The sequence below is a fragment of the Streptomyces sp. NPDC005784 genome, assembly GCF_042871525.1.
GTDB lineage: Bacteria > Actinomycetota > Actinomycetes > Streptomycetales > Streptomycetaceae > Streptomyces.
Window position 1 is genome coordinate 25,001 of the sequence record NZ_JBIAIQ010000008.1, and the last position, 16,292, is coordinate 41,292.

Consider the following 16,292-nt stretch of genomic DNA (forward strand, 5'->3'; position numbering starts at 1 on the left):
CCGTTGGTCCGCCGGTCCAACTCCCTTACCGTACAGACCACATGGCGCTTCCGAGTAGGATGATCGAACACTCGGCCTGCCGCGTTTTCGTGGTGCGATGGGAGCTTCCATGACGATCGACCGACAGTCGTTTCCGGCGCTCGACACCAGCAAGGCGCATCCCGCGCGGGTCTATGACTGGCTGCTGGGCGGGAAGGACAACTACCCGGTCGACGAGGCGGTGGGCGAGAAGCTGCCGCCGGAGGCGCGGGACGCGGCCCGGCAGAATCGCGAGTTCATGCACCGGGCGTCCGCCTGGCTCGCCGAGCAGGGCATCGACCAGTTCCTGGACATCGGCACCGGGATTCCGACCAAGCCCAACCTCCACCAGATCGTCCAGGACATCACGCCGACGGCGAAGGTCGTCTACACCGACAACGACCCGATCGTGCTGCGTCACGCCGAGGCGCTGCTGGTCAGCCGGCCCGAGGGAGTCACCGACTACATCCAGGCCGATGTGCGGCGGCCCGAGGAGATCGTCCAACACGCCCGGCACATCCTGGACTTCACCCGCCCGATCGCACTGTCGTTGATCGCGCTGATGCATTTCATCCCCGATGAGCAGGACGCCCACGACATCGTCCGCAACCTGATCGCCACGCTGCCCTCGGGCAGCTACCTGGTGCTGTCGCACGCCTCCTCCGACCTGTTCCCGGAACTTTCCGCACAGGTCACCGCCGAGTACGCCAAGGGCGGCATCCAGCTCGGTTTCCGTACCCGGGCGGGGGTGCAGAGCTTCTTCGACGGTCTCGAACTGGTCGAGCCCGGCCTGGTGACGGCGACGGAGTGGTTCAAGTCGGCCCGCAGGCCCAAGCCTGAGGACAGTGGTATCTACGCGGGAGTCGCGCGCGTCCTCTGAGCCGACCCGCCCGGCCGAAGAGCCGACGCGCCGAAGAGCCGACGCACCGAAGGTGCCGACCCGCCCAGAAGGCGGCGGGCTCGGTCGCCGGGCGATCCCTGGATCAGACAGTCACCGGCGGATCAGGTGACCGCGGGCCAGGAGCGCAGCAACACGGCGATCTTCGCGGCGGTGCAGGCGGGGTCGCGGAGCAGATCACGCAGCGCGACGGCGTCGTCCCGGGTCGGTTTCACGGGGATGCCCGAGGCCTCCAGATACATCACGCCCGTAGCCGCCGCGACGGCCATGTTGGAGCGCTCCAGCCACCGACACCGGCCAAGGACGTGCACCAACGCGGCGGCGCGCGCGTAAGCGCCTTCGTACGCCGGCTGCTCAAGCAGCTGCGCCTTGTGGCAGGCGACCGCGGCCACCGGCACCCCGTAGTCCTCGGGGGCCGGATCCCCAGCGCCTGCGATCTCGGCGACCTGCAGGATCCAGGGGACGTCGATGTGCAGATCCATTACGCTGCGTGCGCCTCCTTGGCGGCCCGCCGGACGTCTTCGGCCTCGACCTCGTCGAAGACGTCCTGATGCTCGTCGAGGAAGCGGCGGGCGGCGTCCAGACCTCGGGCGCGCAGGCCGTCGGCGTCCTCCAGGACCAGCTGGGACAGGTACTCGCCGACACTCTGCCCGCGGTCCTTGGCCCTGGCCTTCGCAAGCTCCAGGACGTCTTCGTCGATCCGTGCGCCTACTTGTGTCCTCGCCATATCGGCATGGTAACAGCCGTTACCACAGGCGGGGAGTGCTCGCTCCGCGTCCCTCCGCCCGCGGTCCGGCGCCCGACATCGCGTCCATGCGGGTGGCGTACGGGACAGCGGCGAGCCCCTGGAGGCATGACCGGCGTTGTGCAACGTACGTGCCCACGCTCATCCAGAGAGGACCTCCCATGCGTCGAACCATGTTGTTGTCTGTCTGCGCTCTCGTCGCCGCCGCGGCAACCGGATTCTTCACCACCAGCGCCATCCGCAACCGCTGATTCCACGACGCCCGCACGCGTCCCGCAACCGCACGGGTCCGCGGCGGTGACGGCCGACCGGCCGCTGTGGCCGCCGCGGACACCTCACGACACCCGCTGGTTCATGAGCGACGTCGCCACCGGTGCCGAACGCCCGAGAGACCGATTCGGAACGAGACCGGACGAAAGACCGGAGAGGCTCTTCTCAGGAGGGCGCGTCGGCCTCGTAGGTCCCGTACCGAGGCGGTCCCGTCGGTTCGTACACCTGGGCCGCGACTCCGCTCGGTGTCGTCTCGCTGCTCAGGAGGCGCAACCCTGCCGGGACGCCGTCCTCCGGGAACAGCCGCCGGCCACTGCCCACGACCACCGGCGCGACCATCAGCCGGACCTCGTCGACGAGTCCGGCGGCCAGCAGCGAGGCACCGAGGCGGGCACTGCCATGGATCTGCAGTTCCCGTCCGGGTTGCCGCTTCACCTGGGCGACCTGGGCCGGCACATCACCGGAGAGGATCGTGGTCGGCTCCCAGCCGGCCTCGGCCAGACTGTGCGAGGCCACGTACTTGGGCAAGCCGTTGAGTCTGGAGGCGACAGGGTCGTCCGGATCGTTCATCTGCGGCCAGTCACGCGCGAAATTCTGATAGGTACGGCGCCCGAACAAGAACGCGTCCGCATCGCCGATCCAGCGAATGACGATCCGCATGAACGCATCGTCCAAGTGCGGTACTAGCCAGCCTCCCCGCGTGAAACCGTCGCTGGTGTCCTCCTCCGGCGACCCGGGGCCCTGCGCCACGCCGTCGAGCGACAGGAACTCCTGCAGAATCAACTTCACCGTGCTCCGCCCTTCCTCGGCCCGGCACGCCTGCCCGGCTCCCGCACCACCCACGCGGTTCAGTGCGTTCACCGGCCTCCGTGTCGACCGACTTCCTGAACCGCCCGACCGTAAGCGCGATGAACCCGCACAAAAGGTACAGTGCGCCGACGCGTGCGAGGACGGGAAGCCGAACTCGGCTCACCCGAACAGGCCGCGAGACCGCTCTGCCGTACGCGCTACTGCAGCGCGTGGACCGCGGCGGTGAACACCGGGGGCAGCCGGGACGCCATGGGGACGATCAGGCGGGCGGTGCCGGGACGGCGGCTCGCCGTCAGCAGAGCCCCGGTCAGCAGCCGGTGACGGCGGGTCAGCAGCGCCCACGCCCGCTCGTACTCCTCCACGCGACCCGCCGCGAGGCAGTGGACGGCGGCTCCGGCCGTCGCGAGCCCGAGGGCGATGCCCTCTCCGGTGAGCGCGTCCACGTAGCCCGCCGCGTCACCGACGAGCAGGACGCGTCCGGCGACTCGGCGCCGTGCCCGTTGCAGCAGCGGCCCGGCGCCCCGCACCTCGGTCTCCGGGGCCCCGCGCAGCAGGGCGGTGAGCGCCGGGAAGTCGCCCAGGTGCTCGTCGTAGCCGCGACGCACGCGGCTGAGGACCGCGACACCCACCAGGTCGTCGGCGACCGGTGTCACGTAGGCCTCACCGTGCCCTGACCAGTGAACCTCCACGAAGTCCGTCCAGGGCTCGACACGGTAGTGCCGGCGCAGTCCGTAGCGACGGTGTGCGCCGCTCGGCAGCTCCAGACCCAGGCCGCGGCGGACGGTGGAGTGCAGGCCGTCGGCGGCGATCAGCCAACGTGCCGTGAATCCCCCGGCGGTGACGGTGTCCGTGGTCTGGAGCACCTCGCCCACTCTGCCGGGCACGATCCGCACGCCGAGGCGGAGAGCGCGTTGGTGCAGGGCACTGTGCAAGGCCGTACGACGGATTCCGAGCCCACTGCGGCCACGGAAGAGCGCTTCGGCGCGGGCGGCGCCGTGCACGTAGCGGATGCCGCGCAATTCCCTGCCGGTGATCTCGGCGCCCAGCGCCCGCAGCGCGGCGACGCCGCTGGGCATGACGCCTTCCCCGCAGGCCTTGTCCACGGGCGCGGTCCGTGGTTCGACGACCACGGCCTCCAGGCCGGCCAGCGCGCTGTGAATGGCGGCGGCCAGACCGGCCGGTCCGCCACCGGCCACCAGGACGTCGATCACGCCGGAGCGGAGGCGAGCGAGGCGGTCACGTCGGCCAGCAGGCGGTTCTCGCACCGGATGCGCACGGTCAGCACGGCCGCGTTGGCCAGGGTGAAGACCGCCGCGGTGACCCAGGCGGTGTGCACCAGCGGGAGCGCCACGCCCTCCGCGACGACGGCCACGTAGTTCGGGTGCCGCAGCACCCGGTAGGGGCCGCGGGCCACCAGGGGCAGGCCGGGCACGACGATCACCCGGGTGTTCCAGCGGGATCCCAGCGTGGCGATGCACCACCAGCGCAGCGCCTGGGCGCCCGCCAGCACGGCCACCATCGGCCAGCCGAGGGCCGGGAGGAAGGGCCGGTCGGCCAGCCAGACCTCGACCGGGCAGCCGACCAGCAGGGCGGTGTGCAGGGCGACCATCGCCGGGTAGTGGCCCTGGCCCGCCTCGATCGCGCCGCGGGCATGGCTCCACCGTTCGTTGCGGCGGGCGACGACGAGTTCGCCGACCCGTTCGGCGGCGACGGCGGCCACCAGCAGTCCGTACCAGTTCATGTGTCCGTGTCCCACCGTTCCATGTCGTGCGCCGGGCGGCCTACCAGCGCAGCAGCACCAACTCGCAGGCGAAACCCGGCCCCATCGCCAGAAGCACACCCGGCGTACCTGGAGGCGGGCGGCGGGTGGCCAGCGTGTCGCGCAGCACATGAAGCACGGACGACGAGGAGAGGTTGCCCACCTCGGCCAGATGACGCCAGGTCACGTCGAGAGCCCCGTCGGGCAGGTCGAGGGCTTCGGCGACTGCCTCCAGAACCTTGGGCCCTCCGGGGTGGCACACCCAGGCGCTCACGTCCTTCGGCTTCAGACCGTGGTCGCCCAGGAACCCCTCGACGTCATCCGCGAGATGACGGCGCACCACGTCGGGGATCTCCGGGGCCAGGACGACCTGGAAGCCCGAACTCTTGATCTCCCAGCCCATGATGCCGCTGCTCTCGGGGTACAGCCGGCTGCGCGTGTCCACGATCGTGGGGCCGACGGCTTCGCCCGTACGTCGCGATCCGCAGGCCACCACCGCGGCGGCGCCGTCGCCGAACAGACCGGTGGCGACCATGTTGGCCAGGGAAGGGTCGCCGCGCTGGAACGTGAGCGAGCACAGCTCGACCGACAGCAGCACCGCCACCTGGTCGGGCCGGCCCAGCAGATAGTCGTGCATGCGGGACAGGCCCGCGGCACCACCGGCACAGCCCAGGCCGAACATCGGCAGTCTCTTGACGTCCCGCCGCAGTCCGAGGCGCCCCGCCAGCCGGGCGTCGATGGAGGGCGCCGCGATGCCCGTGACGGAGGTGAAGATCAGCAGGTCCACGTCGGCCGCGGAGAGTCCGGCCAGGCGCAGCGCCTCTCGGACCGCCTTGGCCCCCATGTCCGTGGCGGCCGTGATGAAGACGTCGTTCGCGGCGCCGAATCCATCGAGTGTCTCGTACTGGTCGAGTGGCAGCGTCATGTGGCGGTTACGGACCTTGGCGCCGCGGTGCAGTCGGTCCAGCACACGCCGGTCGGCGCCCTCGGGCAGACAGGTGCGGGCCACCATGTCCGTGATCTCCGACTGGGCGTGGTGGTGCGGCGCGAGGGCACCGTGCACGGCGGCGATCCGCGTCATAGGGCTCCCGTCCGAAAACCGACTGGGTTGGGCTGCTCTCCAGGCCTTCCCCGGACCGGCACTTCGCCACCAGGGATCGCCCGTCCGGCGGTTCGCCCCGTGGCGCGCCCGAGCCGGGGGGACGGAGCCTCCTACCATCGCCGGGTGGGTACTCCCGAGCACTCGACGACCGGTGACACCGCGGTAAATGGGACCGGCCGGGTGGGTGGTCTGGGCCGAGCCTGCCACCCCGGGCCCGCCGTGGCCGTCACCACGCTGGCGGCGGCGCTGGCCGTGATCGCCGGCCGCGGACCCTGGGGTTGTGTCCTGGTCGGCGCCACCGTCATGACGGGGCAGTTGTCGGTCGGCTGGTGCAACGACGCGTTCGACGCACGGCGGGACACGGCGGCGGGCCGCCGCGGCAAGCCGGTCGTGGACGGCGCGATCAAAGTGACACAGGTCTGGGCTGCCGCGTACGCCGCGCTGGCCCTGTGCGTGCCGCTCTCCCTCCTCTGCGGCCTGGCGGCCGGCGCCGTTCACCTGGCCGCGGTCGGGGCGGGTTGGGCGTACAACGTGCGGCTGAAGGCCACCCGTTGGTCCTGGGCGCCCTACGCGCTGGCGTTCGCCGCGCTCCCGGCGTTCGTCGCGCTCGGGCTGCCGGGCCGTCCGTGGCCGGCCTGGTGGGTCGTCGGCGCCGGAGCGCTCCTGGGCATCGGGGCGCATCTGGGCGATGTCCTGCCGGACATCCGTGGGGATCTGGCGACAGGTGTACGAGGGTGGCCGCAGCGACTTGGGCCCGATCGTGCGCGGCTGCTGCTTCCGGTGCCCCTGGTGCTCGCGTCCGCGCTGCTGGCGCTGGGGCCCGCGGGACCGCCCGGCAGACGCGAGGTGGCAGCCCTGGCCGCGGTCTTCCTGGTGGCGGTGACGGGGACTGTGCTGGGACGCCGCTGGGAGCGGCTGGCGTTCGCGACGGCGATCGTCGTGGCAACGGTGGATGTGACCCTGCTGCTCAGCGGCATCGGGATCGGGACGGGACCGCCCTGAGCCACGACAGACCGCGTGACGCCGGTCACCCCTTGTGAGCCTCCCTTACGGCTCTCCTGGCGGCAACGACGATCGGCCTGGAACCGGCGAGCCCATGGGGGCCTGCCTCCGGAACGGGTGGCCGTCGGCGAAACCGACCTCGCCTGGACCGGCGCTTCAAAGAACGGCCGCCTGCGCGGACGCAGAAGACCCGCACCGTCCGGTGCGGGTCTTCCTCAGGAGGCCGTCCAGCAGGCCAAGTGATCTCGGGGTCCGACAGTGCCCGGCCTCAGCCGGTCATCTCGGCGTCCGGTTCCGGAACTGGCGTGCCATCAAGGGCCGTTCAGCGGCCGCGGTGACCGCCGCCGTGGTTGTCGCCGTGTCCGCGGTCGTCGCCGTGTCCGTGGTTGTCGCCGTGTCCGTGGTTGTCGCCGTGTCCGCGGTTGTCGCCGTGCCCGCGGTTGTCGCCGTGCCCGCGGTTGTCATCACGGCCGTGGTCGCGGTCGTGGTGCCGGCCCCAGGAGACGCTGTCGACGAAGCGGCCGCGGTCGTTCTTCAGGGTGGCGACGTCGGAGTGGTTGTCCCACACCTCGTTGCGGCGGTCCTGGTAGAGGTCACGGCTGGTGTCTCGGCCGAAGCCCGTGTGGATCCGGACGGTGGAACGGCCGGCCAGGCGGTAGTGCCGGAAGGTGTAGCGGTTGCCGTCCTCGTCCGACAGCGTCCAGCCGTTCAGGTTCACTCCACGGCGTGCCGAGTTGGTGATTTCCACCCACTCCGCGTTCAGCGAACGGCTGGAGCGGTCGTCAAAGCCCGGCGCGTCGCTCTGGACCCTGCTGATCGCGACATGCGTGCGCTCGAAGCGCGGCTCCGCGGCGGAGGCGGACACCGCGGTCGAGCCGATCATTGCGCCGGCCGCGAGGGCCGCGGCCACCATACGGCGGGCCGTGACAGACGTGGAAACGGACATGAATGCTCCTCAAGGTTCGAGAGCCGGCACACCCCGTACGAGCACCCCACTGCGGGGAACTGCACGGTGCGACCCTGTGCGAGTCCCGGCCCGGTGGCCGAGGACTCATAAGTTGCTGCACATCCCCGCCCAGGACGAGCAACACCCGACCGCTGTTACCAATTACGAACATGTCGGTTACAGACACCTGTATCAGTCCTTTAACTGCTGAAAGCCGAAGAGTGACGTCCTGTCATCTCCAACTCCCGTACTCCTACAGCATCCAGGCCATTTACGGGCATCCGGTACATCGTCGAACCTCGCGCGGCCGTCACTCGAAAGTGAGTAACACCCTTCCGCTCCGATCCGACGTCATGCCGAGGCCGGCGGAATCCGTCACCCCACCGATCCCGTCACCGCGACAGGGCCGGTCCGATGGGCGGCGCCTCGCCGCCACGTTCCTGACAGTCCGTCATCCGGTGGCGGTACGGCCCGGACGGCAGGGAGCATCGCGGGCCTACTCGGCCAGGGTGCCGCAGTCGTCGCCTCGATCCAGGAGGCCGCACGGGCCGGACGGGTGATCTGCGCCCGCCCGATCGGCGACGCCTACGGTCTTCGGCCCGCGACGCCGTACGCGTCGCGCGCGAATCGCCATGGAAGGGCTGGTGAGCGACGAGCCGGGGACCGCTTCCGCGGCGTCAGGAATCACCCACATCATCAACACGGCCGCAGGCCATGGAACCGATGTGGGGGTCCTAGGCATCGCCGGGAGCGGCATCGACCAGGCCGTCGCTGACGGCTGGGAGCCACGGACGACCGGGAGCCACTAACGGCTGGGAGCCAAGAGAACTCTCACGCTTCACCATGCCCCAGAGCGGGGGCGGTTGGGCGTGGACGAGTGATGACGGCCGCAGTCGGGTCGTCGGAGTCTCGGCGCCGATGGCGCCGCGAAAGGGGTGCGTGCTGCCCGTCACGCGGGCGAGTGGCACGCTGCCGCCGCGTCGGTACGTGGCCCGGCCACCCCCTCGGGGAAGCGGCGGAGCCTTCTGGTCCGCCGCAATGCACGGTGCCTCAACGTGGGTGTTCGTTGAGGCACCGTGCCGGCGTGACGCAAAGGTCAGGCGGGGGTGATGTTCTCCGCCTGGGGGCCCTTCTGACCCTGGGTGATGTCGAAGGTCACGGCCTGGCCTTCCTGGAGCTCACGGAAGCCACTGGCATTGATGTTGGAGTAGTGCGCGAAGACGTCGGGGCCGCCGCCGTCCTGCGCGATGAAACCGAAGCCCTTTTCGGCGTTGAACCACTTGACAGTTCCGCTGGCCATGCCAGTGCCTCTCACTCGATGACGGATCCGCACCGCGCGGACCCGGAGGTAGTCGTCCTGGTCCTCGGGCACTGCACAGCAAAACGCCCGCACCACGGCGCGGGCAGGTACTGCGAACCACGACATCTGCCAGCGACGTTACACGGCGAGAGCGCCTCTCACCAGAGAGCAAGGGCCGTCAGGTGGACCGGAACTGCCGCCACATGTGCGTCATGACGACTCCGCCGCCCCGCACGAACCCGGGGGCCGAGCCGCGTCGACGAGCGGGCCGGCCATGACTCACCATCACAAACCACCTGCCAAGGTGGCATCAATCGGGACCAAGAAGACGATCATGCGAAGCTCAGGCCTCGCCGATGGGCTGCGAGCCGCACCGCCCCGACGGTTCCGGCTGTTGGTGTGGAGTCCTCCTGGTGATGTCGACCGCAGTTCCGTAAATCCGGTTCGTCTTCGATGTTTCCGGGATGGCGAGGTGTGGCTGCCGCCCACGCCTGTGGTCCACGGCCTCGGCCGGCCCGGCGCACAGGCCGAACACGCCGAGGTACTGACGGGTGGCACCCCGCCTGGACCACCATGCGCGAAACGCGCGGGGCGTCTGACATCCGGCGGGACGGGTGGGCCGTAGACGCTCGGTGCGGACCCCTGTCGCCGGTCGCTTACTGACCGTACGCTGACAAGTCATAGAACTTCAGGCGTGATTGACGGGGGGAACCGTCATGTCCTGGGATCCTCAAGGTGCTCGTGACGACGTCGTCGTACCACCGATGCCGACCGCGCCGCCGCCCGCTCCCGCCGATCCCTGGCGGGCCCTCGCGGTGGCGTTGCTGAACCTCAGCGGGCTCGGGCTCGGTTACGCCGTCGTGCGCCGCTGGGGGCTGATGGCAGCATGCTGGGTCGCGACGGCGATCCTGCTTCTGATGGCCCTGCCCGCGGACCCGGACGGGGTCCCCGGCGCGACGGTCGTGCTCTACCTGATCTTCCTGGCGCTCGCGGCGGCGCACGGCGCGTCCGTGGGCCTGCGGACCCGGTTGGCGTTGCTGCCGAGCGCCCTGATCGCGGCCGCGCTCGGCGTCGTACTGCTGGCCGTGCCCGCCGGAGGGGTCGTCCTGTACGACGGGGCGCGCGACGAAGCCACGGAGCAGATGCTCCTGGACCGGCTCGACCGGGCGGACAAGCTGGTCAGGCAATCCGGGAAGTCGACGTTCGAAACGGCGGAGGCCGACTACCGCCGTGCCCTGGCCGTCTACGGCGCGCTCAGCGACGATCACCCGGGTTCACGCGCGGCCCAGCGCGTCCCCGACCGGCTCAAGACCTACTACGCCACCGTCGGCGCCCCCTACGCGCAGAAGAACTACTGCTCCGCCGTATCGCCCTTGAAGTACCTCCGTACGGTCCCTCGCACGATGGGCAAGAAGGTACTCGGAGACCTGTCCACCTGGCCGGACGACCGGCTGGCCACGTCCCTCTACGAGTGCGCGGCTGGGTCGCTCAGCGACGGAGGCGGCGACTGGACCACGCAGTTCGGCGAGCTCCTGTCGGCCTTCCCCAAGTCCGCACAGGCCGGGAAGGTGGAGCCCGCGGTGAAGACCGCGGTCGACAAGGCGGTCAAGTCCGTGGGCGGCGACGACCCCTGTGCCGCCGTCCAGCAGCTCAACGGTCTGGACACCCAGGTCCGGGGACTGCCCGGGGAGCAGGCCGGCTTGGCCGACGCCCTGGGGAAGGACGCCGACCGGGCCTCGCAGAGCGCGCGTTCGGGCGCGTACGCCTGCGGTGTGCATCAGTACACGGACGGGAACTTCGCTGACGCCGTCAGCACCATGAACGACTTCGCCAGGAACAACCCGCACCACAAGAACCGGGCGCGCGCCCAGAAGATAGCCATCGCCGCGGAGGTCGCGCAGACGGTGCCCGCGGCCGGCAAGCGTCTGCCGACCACGGCATCGGGCGGCAGCATCGCCGTCACGGTCAAGAACGACAGTCCTGACGACATCACGGTCCTGTACACGGGACCGGTGACGGGAAGCTTCAACCTCAAGGCCTGTGGGAGCTGTGCCACGTACGGTTTCGGCAGCACGCTGGGGATCGGCTTCAAGCCGTGCAGCGACAGCGGCAAGCACTACCCGCAGCGGACCATCCGGTTGCCCGTCGGCACCACCTACTTCGTGCACAAGTCCCGGAGCGGAACAGGAAAGTCCCCCGCCTCGGACACAGCCAAGCTGTCGCCGGGCTACGTCTACACCGAGTGCGCGTACACGACGAGCCTCGGCTACTGAGGCGACGGCCGGGCAGCCGGTGTCCGCCGCAGCCGGGTGCGTGCGACGGAGCCTTTCTGACGCACCCTCACTAAACGTCAGAGGTCGAGCAGTTCCTCGTAGAAGCCCCCGAACTCCCCCTGCCGTTCGATGAGATGGATTTCCAGGATCCAGTGCAGGAGGTGCCCCTCGTCGTCGGTGCGGCGCAGCGGTTTGTCGTTGGCGGGCACGATGTGGGAGTCGACGTCTTCCCAGTCGTTGTACTCGGGCGGGAACTCGCCGACCAAGTGGCCGGCGTGCCAACCGCCCAACTCCCAGCCCGCCTCGGCCGCCAGCCGTTCGACCTCGGCGTAGAGCTGCTTGCCGGTGATGTCCGGGTCCGCTTCGAAGGCGCGGCGTCCTGCCGCGAAAACGGTCGCCAGGTCGTCGCGCAGGCGGTGCTTGACGGGGTCATCGCCGAGTACGAAGGTCCGCCCGAAGTCGGCCTCGAACTCCTCGAAGATCGGCCCGAAGTCGGCGAAGACGACGTCGTCCGCGCCGATGACCCGGTCCGGCGGGTTCTCGCGGTAGGGCAGGAGCGTGTTCGGTCCGGACCGCACGATCCGCTTGTGCCAGTAGTGGGTGGTCCCGAACATCTCGTTCGCCAGGTCACGGATCCTGTCGCTCACCGCGCGCTCGCCCTGGCCCGCGGCGACCAGCTGCCTCGTCTCGATCTCGGCGAACAGCGACGCCGCCTTGGCCTGAGCGTCCAGCAGCCGCGCCGCGCGTGTCGATTCATCCGTCATGTCGCTCACCGTAGGAGTTCCGATCCGGACCCGGCAAGGTTCTGATCACCGCGCACCCCGAGTCTCGGTATCCACGCAGGCCACACCTCACAGACGCCGGGACGTGGCTGTGTGGAGCGCGTAACGCCCGGTGATCGAGCTGTGTGACAAGCGCGTAATGGTCACTTCGTAGCGTCGGTGGAGGAAGGTGCCGATCACACGGAGGGCCGCTCGTGACCACGACCACCCAGCAGGTACGGACGGTCTGCTCGTACTGCGGTGTCGGCTGCGGGATGGTCCTCGACATCGGGATGGGTCCCGATGGGCGGCCTACGGTCCTGAAGGCGTCCGGTGACAAGACGCACCCCGCCAACTTCGGGCGCCTGTGCACCAAGGGCGCCACCACGGCCGACATGCTCGCCGCCCCCGGGCGGCTGACCTCAGCCCTCGTGCGCGCCGAACGGGGGGAAGAGGCCGAGCCGGCCCCGGTGGAGACCGCGATCGCCGAGACCGCGCGCCGGCTTCGAGCGGTGATCGACGAGCACGGCCCGGACGCCTTCGCGTTCTACGTCTCCGGGCAGATGAGTCTGGAGGCCCAGTACCTGGCGAACAAGCTGGCCAAGGGCTTCATACGGACGAACCAGATCGAGTCGAACTCCCGGCTGTGCATGGCCAGCGCGGGCACCGGCTACAAGCTGTCGCTGGGCGCGGACGGCCCGCCCGGCTCGTACCAGGACTTCGAGCACGCCGACGTCTTCTTCGTCATCGGCTCCAACATGGCCGACTGTCATCCCATCCTGTTCCTCAGGATGATGGACCGGGTCAAGTCGGGCGGCGCCAAGCTGATCGTGGTCGACCCGCGGCGCAGCGCGACCGCCGACAAGGCGGACCTGTTCCTGCCGGTCCGGCCCGGAACCGACCTGGCGCTGCTCAACGGCCTGCTGCACCTGCTGTACGAGAACGGGCACACCGACCCCGGGTTCATCGCCGCGCACAGCGAGGGCTGGGAGGCGATGCCGGAGTTCCTGGCCGACTACCCGCCCGCCGCGGTCGCCGACATCACCGGCCTCCCGGAGGACGACATCCGGGAAGCGGCACGGCTCATCGGCGAGGCCGGGGAGTGGATGAGCTGCTGGACCATGGGTCTCAACCAGTCCACGCACGGCACCTGGAACACCAACGCGCTGGTCAACCTGCATCTGGCGACGGGCGCGATCTGCCGGCCGGGCAGCGGTCCGTTCTCGCTGACCGGTCAGCCGAACGCGATGGGCGGCCGGGAGATGGGGTACATGGGTCCGGGACTGCCCGGCCAGCGGTCGGTACTGGTCGACGCGGAGCGCGCCTTCATCGAGGAGTTGTGGGAGCTGGCCCCCGGCACGGTCCGTAAGGACGGGGTCGGCCAGGGCACGATCGAGATGTTCCGGAAGATGGCCGACGGGGACATCAAGGCGTGCTGGATCATCTGCACCAACCCGGTCGCCTCCGTGGCCAACCGCAAGACCGTCATCGAGGGCCTGGAACGGGCCGAGTTCGTCGTCACCCAGGACGTGTTCGCCGAGACGGAGACCAACGCGTACGCGGATGTAGTCCTGCCGGGAGCGCTGTGGACCGAGACCGAGGGTGTCCTCGTCAACAGCGAGCGCAATGTCACGCTCGCACGGCCCGCGGTGGACCCGCCCGGTGAGGCGATGGCGGACTGGCGGATCATCGCCGCGGTCGCCCGCGCGATGGGATACGACCAGGGGTTCTCGTACGACAGCGCGGAAGAGGTCTTCGAGGAGATCAAGCGCGCCCACAACCCGAAGACCGGCTACGACCTGCGGGGCGTCACCTATGACCGGCTGCGGTCCACCCCGGTGCAGTGGCCCGCAGCGCACGAGGACGGTCCCGACCGCAATCCCATCCGCTACCTCGACGCGGACGGCGGCGGTCCGGTCTTTCCCACGGTGAGCGGCCGCGCGGTGTTCTACGGCCGCCCGCACATTCCCGCCGCAGAGATGCCTGACGACGACTACCCGTACGTCCTGAACACCGGCCGGTTGCAGCACCAGTGGCACACGCTCACCAAGACGGGCAGGGTCGCCAAGCTCAACAAACTCAACCCCGGGCCCTTCGTCGAGCTGCACCCGGACGACGCAGCCGGGCTCGGGATCGCCGACGGCGATTCGGTGGAGGTCGCCTCGCGGCGCGGCCGGGCGGTGCTGCCCGCCGTGGTGACCGACCGGGTTCGGCCCGGCTGCTGTTTCGCGCCCTTCCACTGGAACGATCTGTTCGGCGAATACCTGAGCGTCAACGCCGTCACGAGCGACGCCGTCGATCCGCTGTCCTTCCAGCCGGAGTTCAAGGTCTGCGCGGTGTCCCTGACGAAGGTGGCGACGCCGGTGACGGTGGCGGCGCCGGCCGTGGGCGGTGCCGCCGAGGACGCCGGAGTCGGGGTGGCCGCGGCCTCCGGGGGACCGACCACGGCGGCCGGCCTCCCCGCGGGACCCGCGGGCGTCTTCGGGTTCGAGCCCGCTCCACCGCCGGTCCTGGCCGAGCACGAGCGCCGCTACCTGATCGGTTTCCTCGCCGGCATCGAATCGGGCGCTCCCGGCGTGCCGGTGCTGCCGCCGGGTGCGCCCTTCAGCCCCGAGCACGCGCTGTGGGTGAACGGTGTGCTGGCCGGCATGTACTCCCGGGCCGCTCCGGGAACGCCGCCATCGGCCGGGGCACCTGCCGCCCCGGTCCGCGAGGTCGTCGTTCTGTGGGCCTCGCAGACCGGCAACGCGGAGGAGTTCGCCACGGCCGCCGCCGAGCGGCTCACCGTCACCGGGCACAAGGCCACCCTGGTCGGCATGGACGACGCCCACCCGGGGAAATTGCCCACCGGCGCCGACATCCTCCTGATCACCAGCACTTTCGGCGACGGCGACGCCCCCGACAACGGCTCCGGGTTCTGGGACGCCCTGGCCGCCCCCGACACACCGCGCCTGGACGGCGTCCGCTACGCGGTCCTCGCGTTCGGCGACTCCTCGTACGACGACTTCTGCGGCCACGGCCGCCGGCTCGACCTGCGCCTCGACGAACTGGGCGCCGTACGGCTCGCCCCGCGCACGGACTGCGAGCCCGACTACGAGCCCTCGGCCATGGCGTGGCTCGACGAGGTCCTCACTTCACTGACCGACGGCCCGGCAACGGCCTCGGTGCCCACGCCCACCGCATCGGCCGCCGCCCCGGGGCGATCGTCCGCTCCCCCGACGCCACCGCCCACTCCCCCGACGAAGAAGGCAGCCCCCGTCACCACCCGCCTCACCGGCAACCAATTGCTCAGTCTGCCCGGAGCGGGCAAGGAGGTCCGGCGCTTCACCTTCGACGCCCACGACAGCGCGACCCCGCTCGTCTACCGGGCCGGCGACGCTCTCGGCGTACGTCCGGTCAACTCACCGGACCTCGTCGCGGAATGGCTGGCCACCACCGGCCTCGCACCGGACAGCCCCGTGAACCTGAACGGAACCGGAGAAATCGCCTTTCAGGACGCCCTGCACCGGCGTCTGGACATCACCCGGATCACCCCCGACCTGCTGCGCTTCGTCGCCGAACGCACCCGTGACCGAGTTTTGAAGAAGCTCCTGCGCCCCGACAACAAGGACGAGCTGGCCAAGTGGTCCTGGGGCCGTCAGGCCGTCGACGTCATCGCGGAACACCCCGTCCGGGCCGACGCCCAGGAGTGGGCCGAGGTGCTGAAGCCGCTCCAGCCCCGGCTGTACTCCATTTCGTCCAGCCCGCTGACCGACCCCCACCTCGTCTCGCTGACGGTCTCCGTCGTCCGCTACGAGAACCCGGACGGCCGACCGCGCCAGGGGGTCTGCTCGCCCTTTCTCGCCGACGCGGCCCCCGGCACACCTGTACCGGTCTTCGTCCAGCCCGCCTCGAGGTTCCGTCCACCGGCCGACCCCGCCACGCCCATGGTCATGGTGGGCCCCGGTACCGGAGTCGCCCCCTTCATCGGCTTCCTGCACGAGCGCCGCGCCCTCGGTCACCGCGCGCCCAACTGGCTGTTCTTCGGCGAACAGCACCGGGCCACCGACTTCTACTACGAGGACGAGCTGACCGCCTTCCGCACCGACGGAACGCTCACCCGGCTCGACACCGCCTTCTCCCGCGACCAGCGCGCCAAGGTCTACGTCCAGGACCGGATGCGCGAGCACGGCCCGCAGCTGTGGTCCTGGCTCCAGGAGGGCGCGCACTTCTACGTGTGCGGCGACGCCTCCCGCATGGCCAAGGACGTCGACCGGGCCCTCCGGGACATCGCCACCACCCACGGTGGCCACAGCGCCGACGGAGCGGCCGCGTACGTCAAGCAGCTCGCGGCCGAGAAGCGGTACGTCCGCGACGTGTACTGATCAGCCGCGTGTCAGCGGCTCATCGAGGCAGGTGCGCGGGCTTC

The 16,292-nt window shown here is 70.3% G+C and carries 13 protein-coding genes; 4 read left to right on the forward strand and 9 right to left on the reverse strand.

What is annotated here, in order from left to right; genetic code table 11:
• Positions 1 to 109: 109 nt before the first annotated feature.
• A complete protein-coding gene (locus tag ACFYR3_RS15705) occupies positions 110 to 898 on the forward strand; it encodes an SAM-dependent methyltransferase (RefSeq protein ID WP_389283364.1) in 789 nt (262 codons plus the stop codon).
• A 122-nt stretch (positions 899 to 1,020) separates the two neighbouring features.
• On the opposite strand, the gene ACFYR3_RS15710 is transcribed toward ACFYR3_RS15705, so the two are convergent.
• The 6 genes from ACFYR3_RS15710 to ACFYR3_RS15735 form a co-directional block, all read right to left on the reverse strand.
• Complete coding sequence (locus tag ACFYR3_RS15710; protein WP_355841725.1) at positions 1,021 to 1,398, reverse strand: fic family toxin-antitoxin system, toxin component; 378 nt, start codon at positions 1,396 to 1,398, stop codon at positions 1,021 to 1,023.
• Complete coding sequence (locus tag ACFYR3_RS15715) at positions 1,398 to 1,643, reverse strand: hypothetical protein (RefSeq protein WP_355841728.1); 246 nt, start codon at positions 1,641 to 1,643, stop codon at positions 1,398 to 1,400. The genes ACFYR3_RS15710 and ACFYR3_RS15715 overlap by 1 nt, the downstream gene beginning before the upstream one ends.
• Positions 1,644 to 2,096: 453 nt before the next feature.
• Complete coding sequence (locus ACFYR3_RS15720; protein WP_356781405.1) at positions 2,097 to 2,720, reverse strand: dihydrofolate reductase family protein; 624 nt, start codon at positions 2,718 to 2,720, stop codon at positions 2,097 to 2,099.
• 218 nt (positions 2,721 to 2,938) lie between these two features.
• Complete coding sequence (locus tag ACFYR3_RS15725) at positions 2,939 to 3,952, reverse strand: FAD-dependent monooxygenase (protein WP_355841734.1); 1,014 nt, start codon at positions 3,950 to 3,952, stop codon at positions 2,939 to 2,941.
• Positions 3,949 to 4,482, reverse strand: coding sequence for an isoprenylcysteine carboxyl methyltransferase family protein (locus ACFYR3_RS15730; RefSeq protein WP_355841737.1), 534 nt, complete (start codon positions 4,480 to 4,482; stop codon positions 3,949 to 3,951). Before ACFYR3_RS15730 ends, ACFYR3_RS15725 begins: the two co-directional genes overlap by 4 nt.
• A 40-nt stretch (positions 4,483 to 4,522) precedes the next feature.
• Entirely contained in the window at positions 4,523 to 5,581 is a 1,059-nt protein-coding gene (locus ACFYR3_RS15735) for a 3-oxoacyl-[acyl-carrier-protein] synthase III C-terminal domain-containing protein (RefSeq protein ID WP_355841740.1), read from the reverse strand.
• Between the two features lie 144 nt (positions 5,582 to 5,725).
• Between ACFYR3_RS15735 and ACFYR3_RS15740 the strand changes: the two genes are divergently transcribed.
• The gene (locus ACFYR3_RS15740) at positions 5,726 to 6,604 is read left to right on the forward strand and encodes a UbiA family prenyltransferase (protein WP_355841743.1); all 879 of its coding nucleotides are present in this window, start codon (positions 5,726 to 5,728) and stop codon (positions 6,602 to 6,604) included.
• Between the two features lie 322 nt (positions 6,605 to 6,926).
• On the opposite strand, the gene ACFYR3_RS15745 is transcribed toward ACFYR3_RS15740, so the two are convergent.
• Positions 6,927 to 7,550, reverse strand: a complete 624-nt coding sequence (locus ACFYR3_RS15745) for a lamin tail domain-containing protein (protein ID WP_389283368.1) — start codon at positions 7,548 to 7,550, stop codon at positions 6,927 to 6,929.
• 1,096 nt (positions 7,551 to 8,646) lie between these two features.
• Positions 8,647 to 8,850 carry a cold-shock protein gene (locus tag ACFYR3_RS15750; protein ID WP_037751662.1) on the reverse strand — a complete coding sequence of 68 codons (204 nt, stop codon included), beginning with the start codon at positions 8,848 to 8,850 and terminating at the stop codon, positions 8,647 to 8,649.
• 716 nt (positions 8,851 to 9,566) lie between these two features.
• On the opposite strand from ACFYR3_RS15750, the gene ACFYR3_RS15755 reads away from it, so the two are divergent.
• Positions 9,567 to 11,123, forward strand: coding sequence for a hypothetical protein (locus ACFYR3_RS15755; protein WP_355841749.1), 1,557 nt, complete (start codon positions 9,567 to 9,569; stop codon positions 11,121 to 11,123).
• A 77-nt stretch (positions 11,124 to 11,200) separates the two neighbouring features.
• Here the strand turns inward: ACFYR3_RS15755 and ACFYR3_RS15760 are convergent, their stop codons facing one another.
• On the reverse strand, positions 11,201 to 11,887 hold the full coding sequence (locus ACFYR3_RS15760) for a M24 family metallopeptidase (protein WP_389283370.1): 687 nt from the start codon (positions 11,885 to 11,887) through the stop codon (positions 11,201 to 11,203).
• A 272-nt stretch (positions 11,888 to 12,159) separates the two neighbouring features.
• On the opposite strand from ACFYR3_RS15760, the gene ACFYR3_RS15765 reads away from it, so the two are divergent.
• Positions 12,160 to 16,248, forward strand: a complete 4,089-nt coding sequence (locus ACFYR3_RS15765) for a molybdopterin-dependent oxidoreductase (RefSeq protein WP_389283587.1) — start codon at positions 12,160 to 12,162, stop codon at positions 16,246 to 16,248.
• Positions 16,249 to 16,292 lie beyond the last annotated feature (44 nt).

Excerpts from the sequence above, each read along its gene's own strand:
- ACFYR3_RS15750 (WP_037751662.1), bottom strand. The coding sequence starts at position 8,850 with ATGGCCAGCGGAACTGTCAAGTGGTTCAACGCCGAAAAGGGCTTCGGT.
- ACFYR3_RS15745 (WP_389283368.1), bottom strand. The coding sequence starts at position 7,550 with ATGTCCGTTTCCACGTCTGTCACGGCCCGCCGTATGGTGGCCGCGGCC.
- ACFYR3_RS15735 (WP_355841740.1), bottom strand. The coding sequence starts at position 5,581 with ATGACGCGGATCGCCGCCGTGCACGGTGCCCTCGCGCCGCACCACCAC.
- ACFYR3_RS15730 (WP_355841737.1), bottom strand. The coding sequence starts at position 4,482 with ATGAACTGGTACGGACTGCTGGTGGCCGCCGTCGCCGCCGAACGGGTC.
- ACFYR3_RS15760 (WP_389283370.1), bottom strand. The coding sequence starts at position 11,887 with ATGACGGATGAATCGACACGCGCGGCGCGGCTGCTGGACGCTCAGGCC.
- ACFYR3_RS15710 (WP_355841725.1), bottom strand. The coding sequence starts at position 1,398 with ATGGATCTGCACATCGACGTCCCCTGGATCCTGCAGGTCGCCGAGATC.
- ACFYR3_RS15715 (WP_355841728.1), bottom strand. The coding sequence starts at position 1,643 with ATGGCGAGGACACAAGTAGGCGCACGGATCGACGAAGACGTCCTGGAG.
- ACFYR3_RS15755 (WP_355841749.1), top strand. The coding sequence starts at position 9,567 with ATGTCCTGGGATCCTCAAGGTGCTCGTGACGACGTCGTCGTACCACCG.
- ACFYR3_RS15765 (WP_389283587.1), top strand. The coding sequence starts at position 12,160 with ATGGTCCTCGACATCGGGATGGGTCCCGATGGGCGGCCTACGGTCCTG.
- ACFYR3_RS15705 (WP_389283364.1), top strand. The coding sequence starts at position 110 with ATGACGATCGACCGACAGTCGTTTCCGGCGCTCGACACCAGCAAGGCG.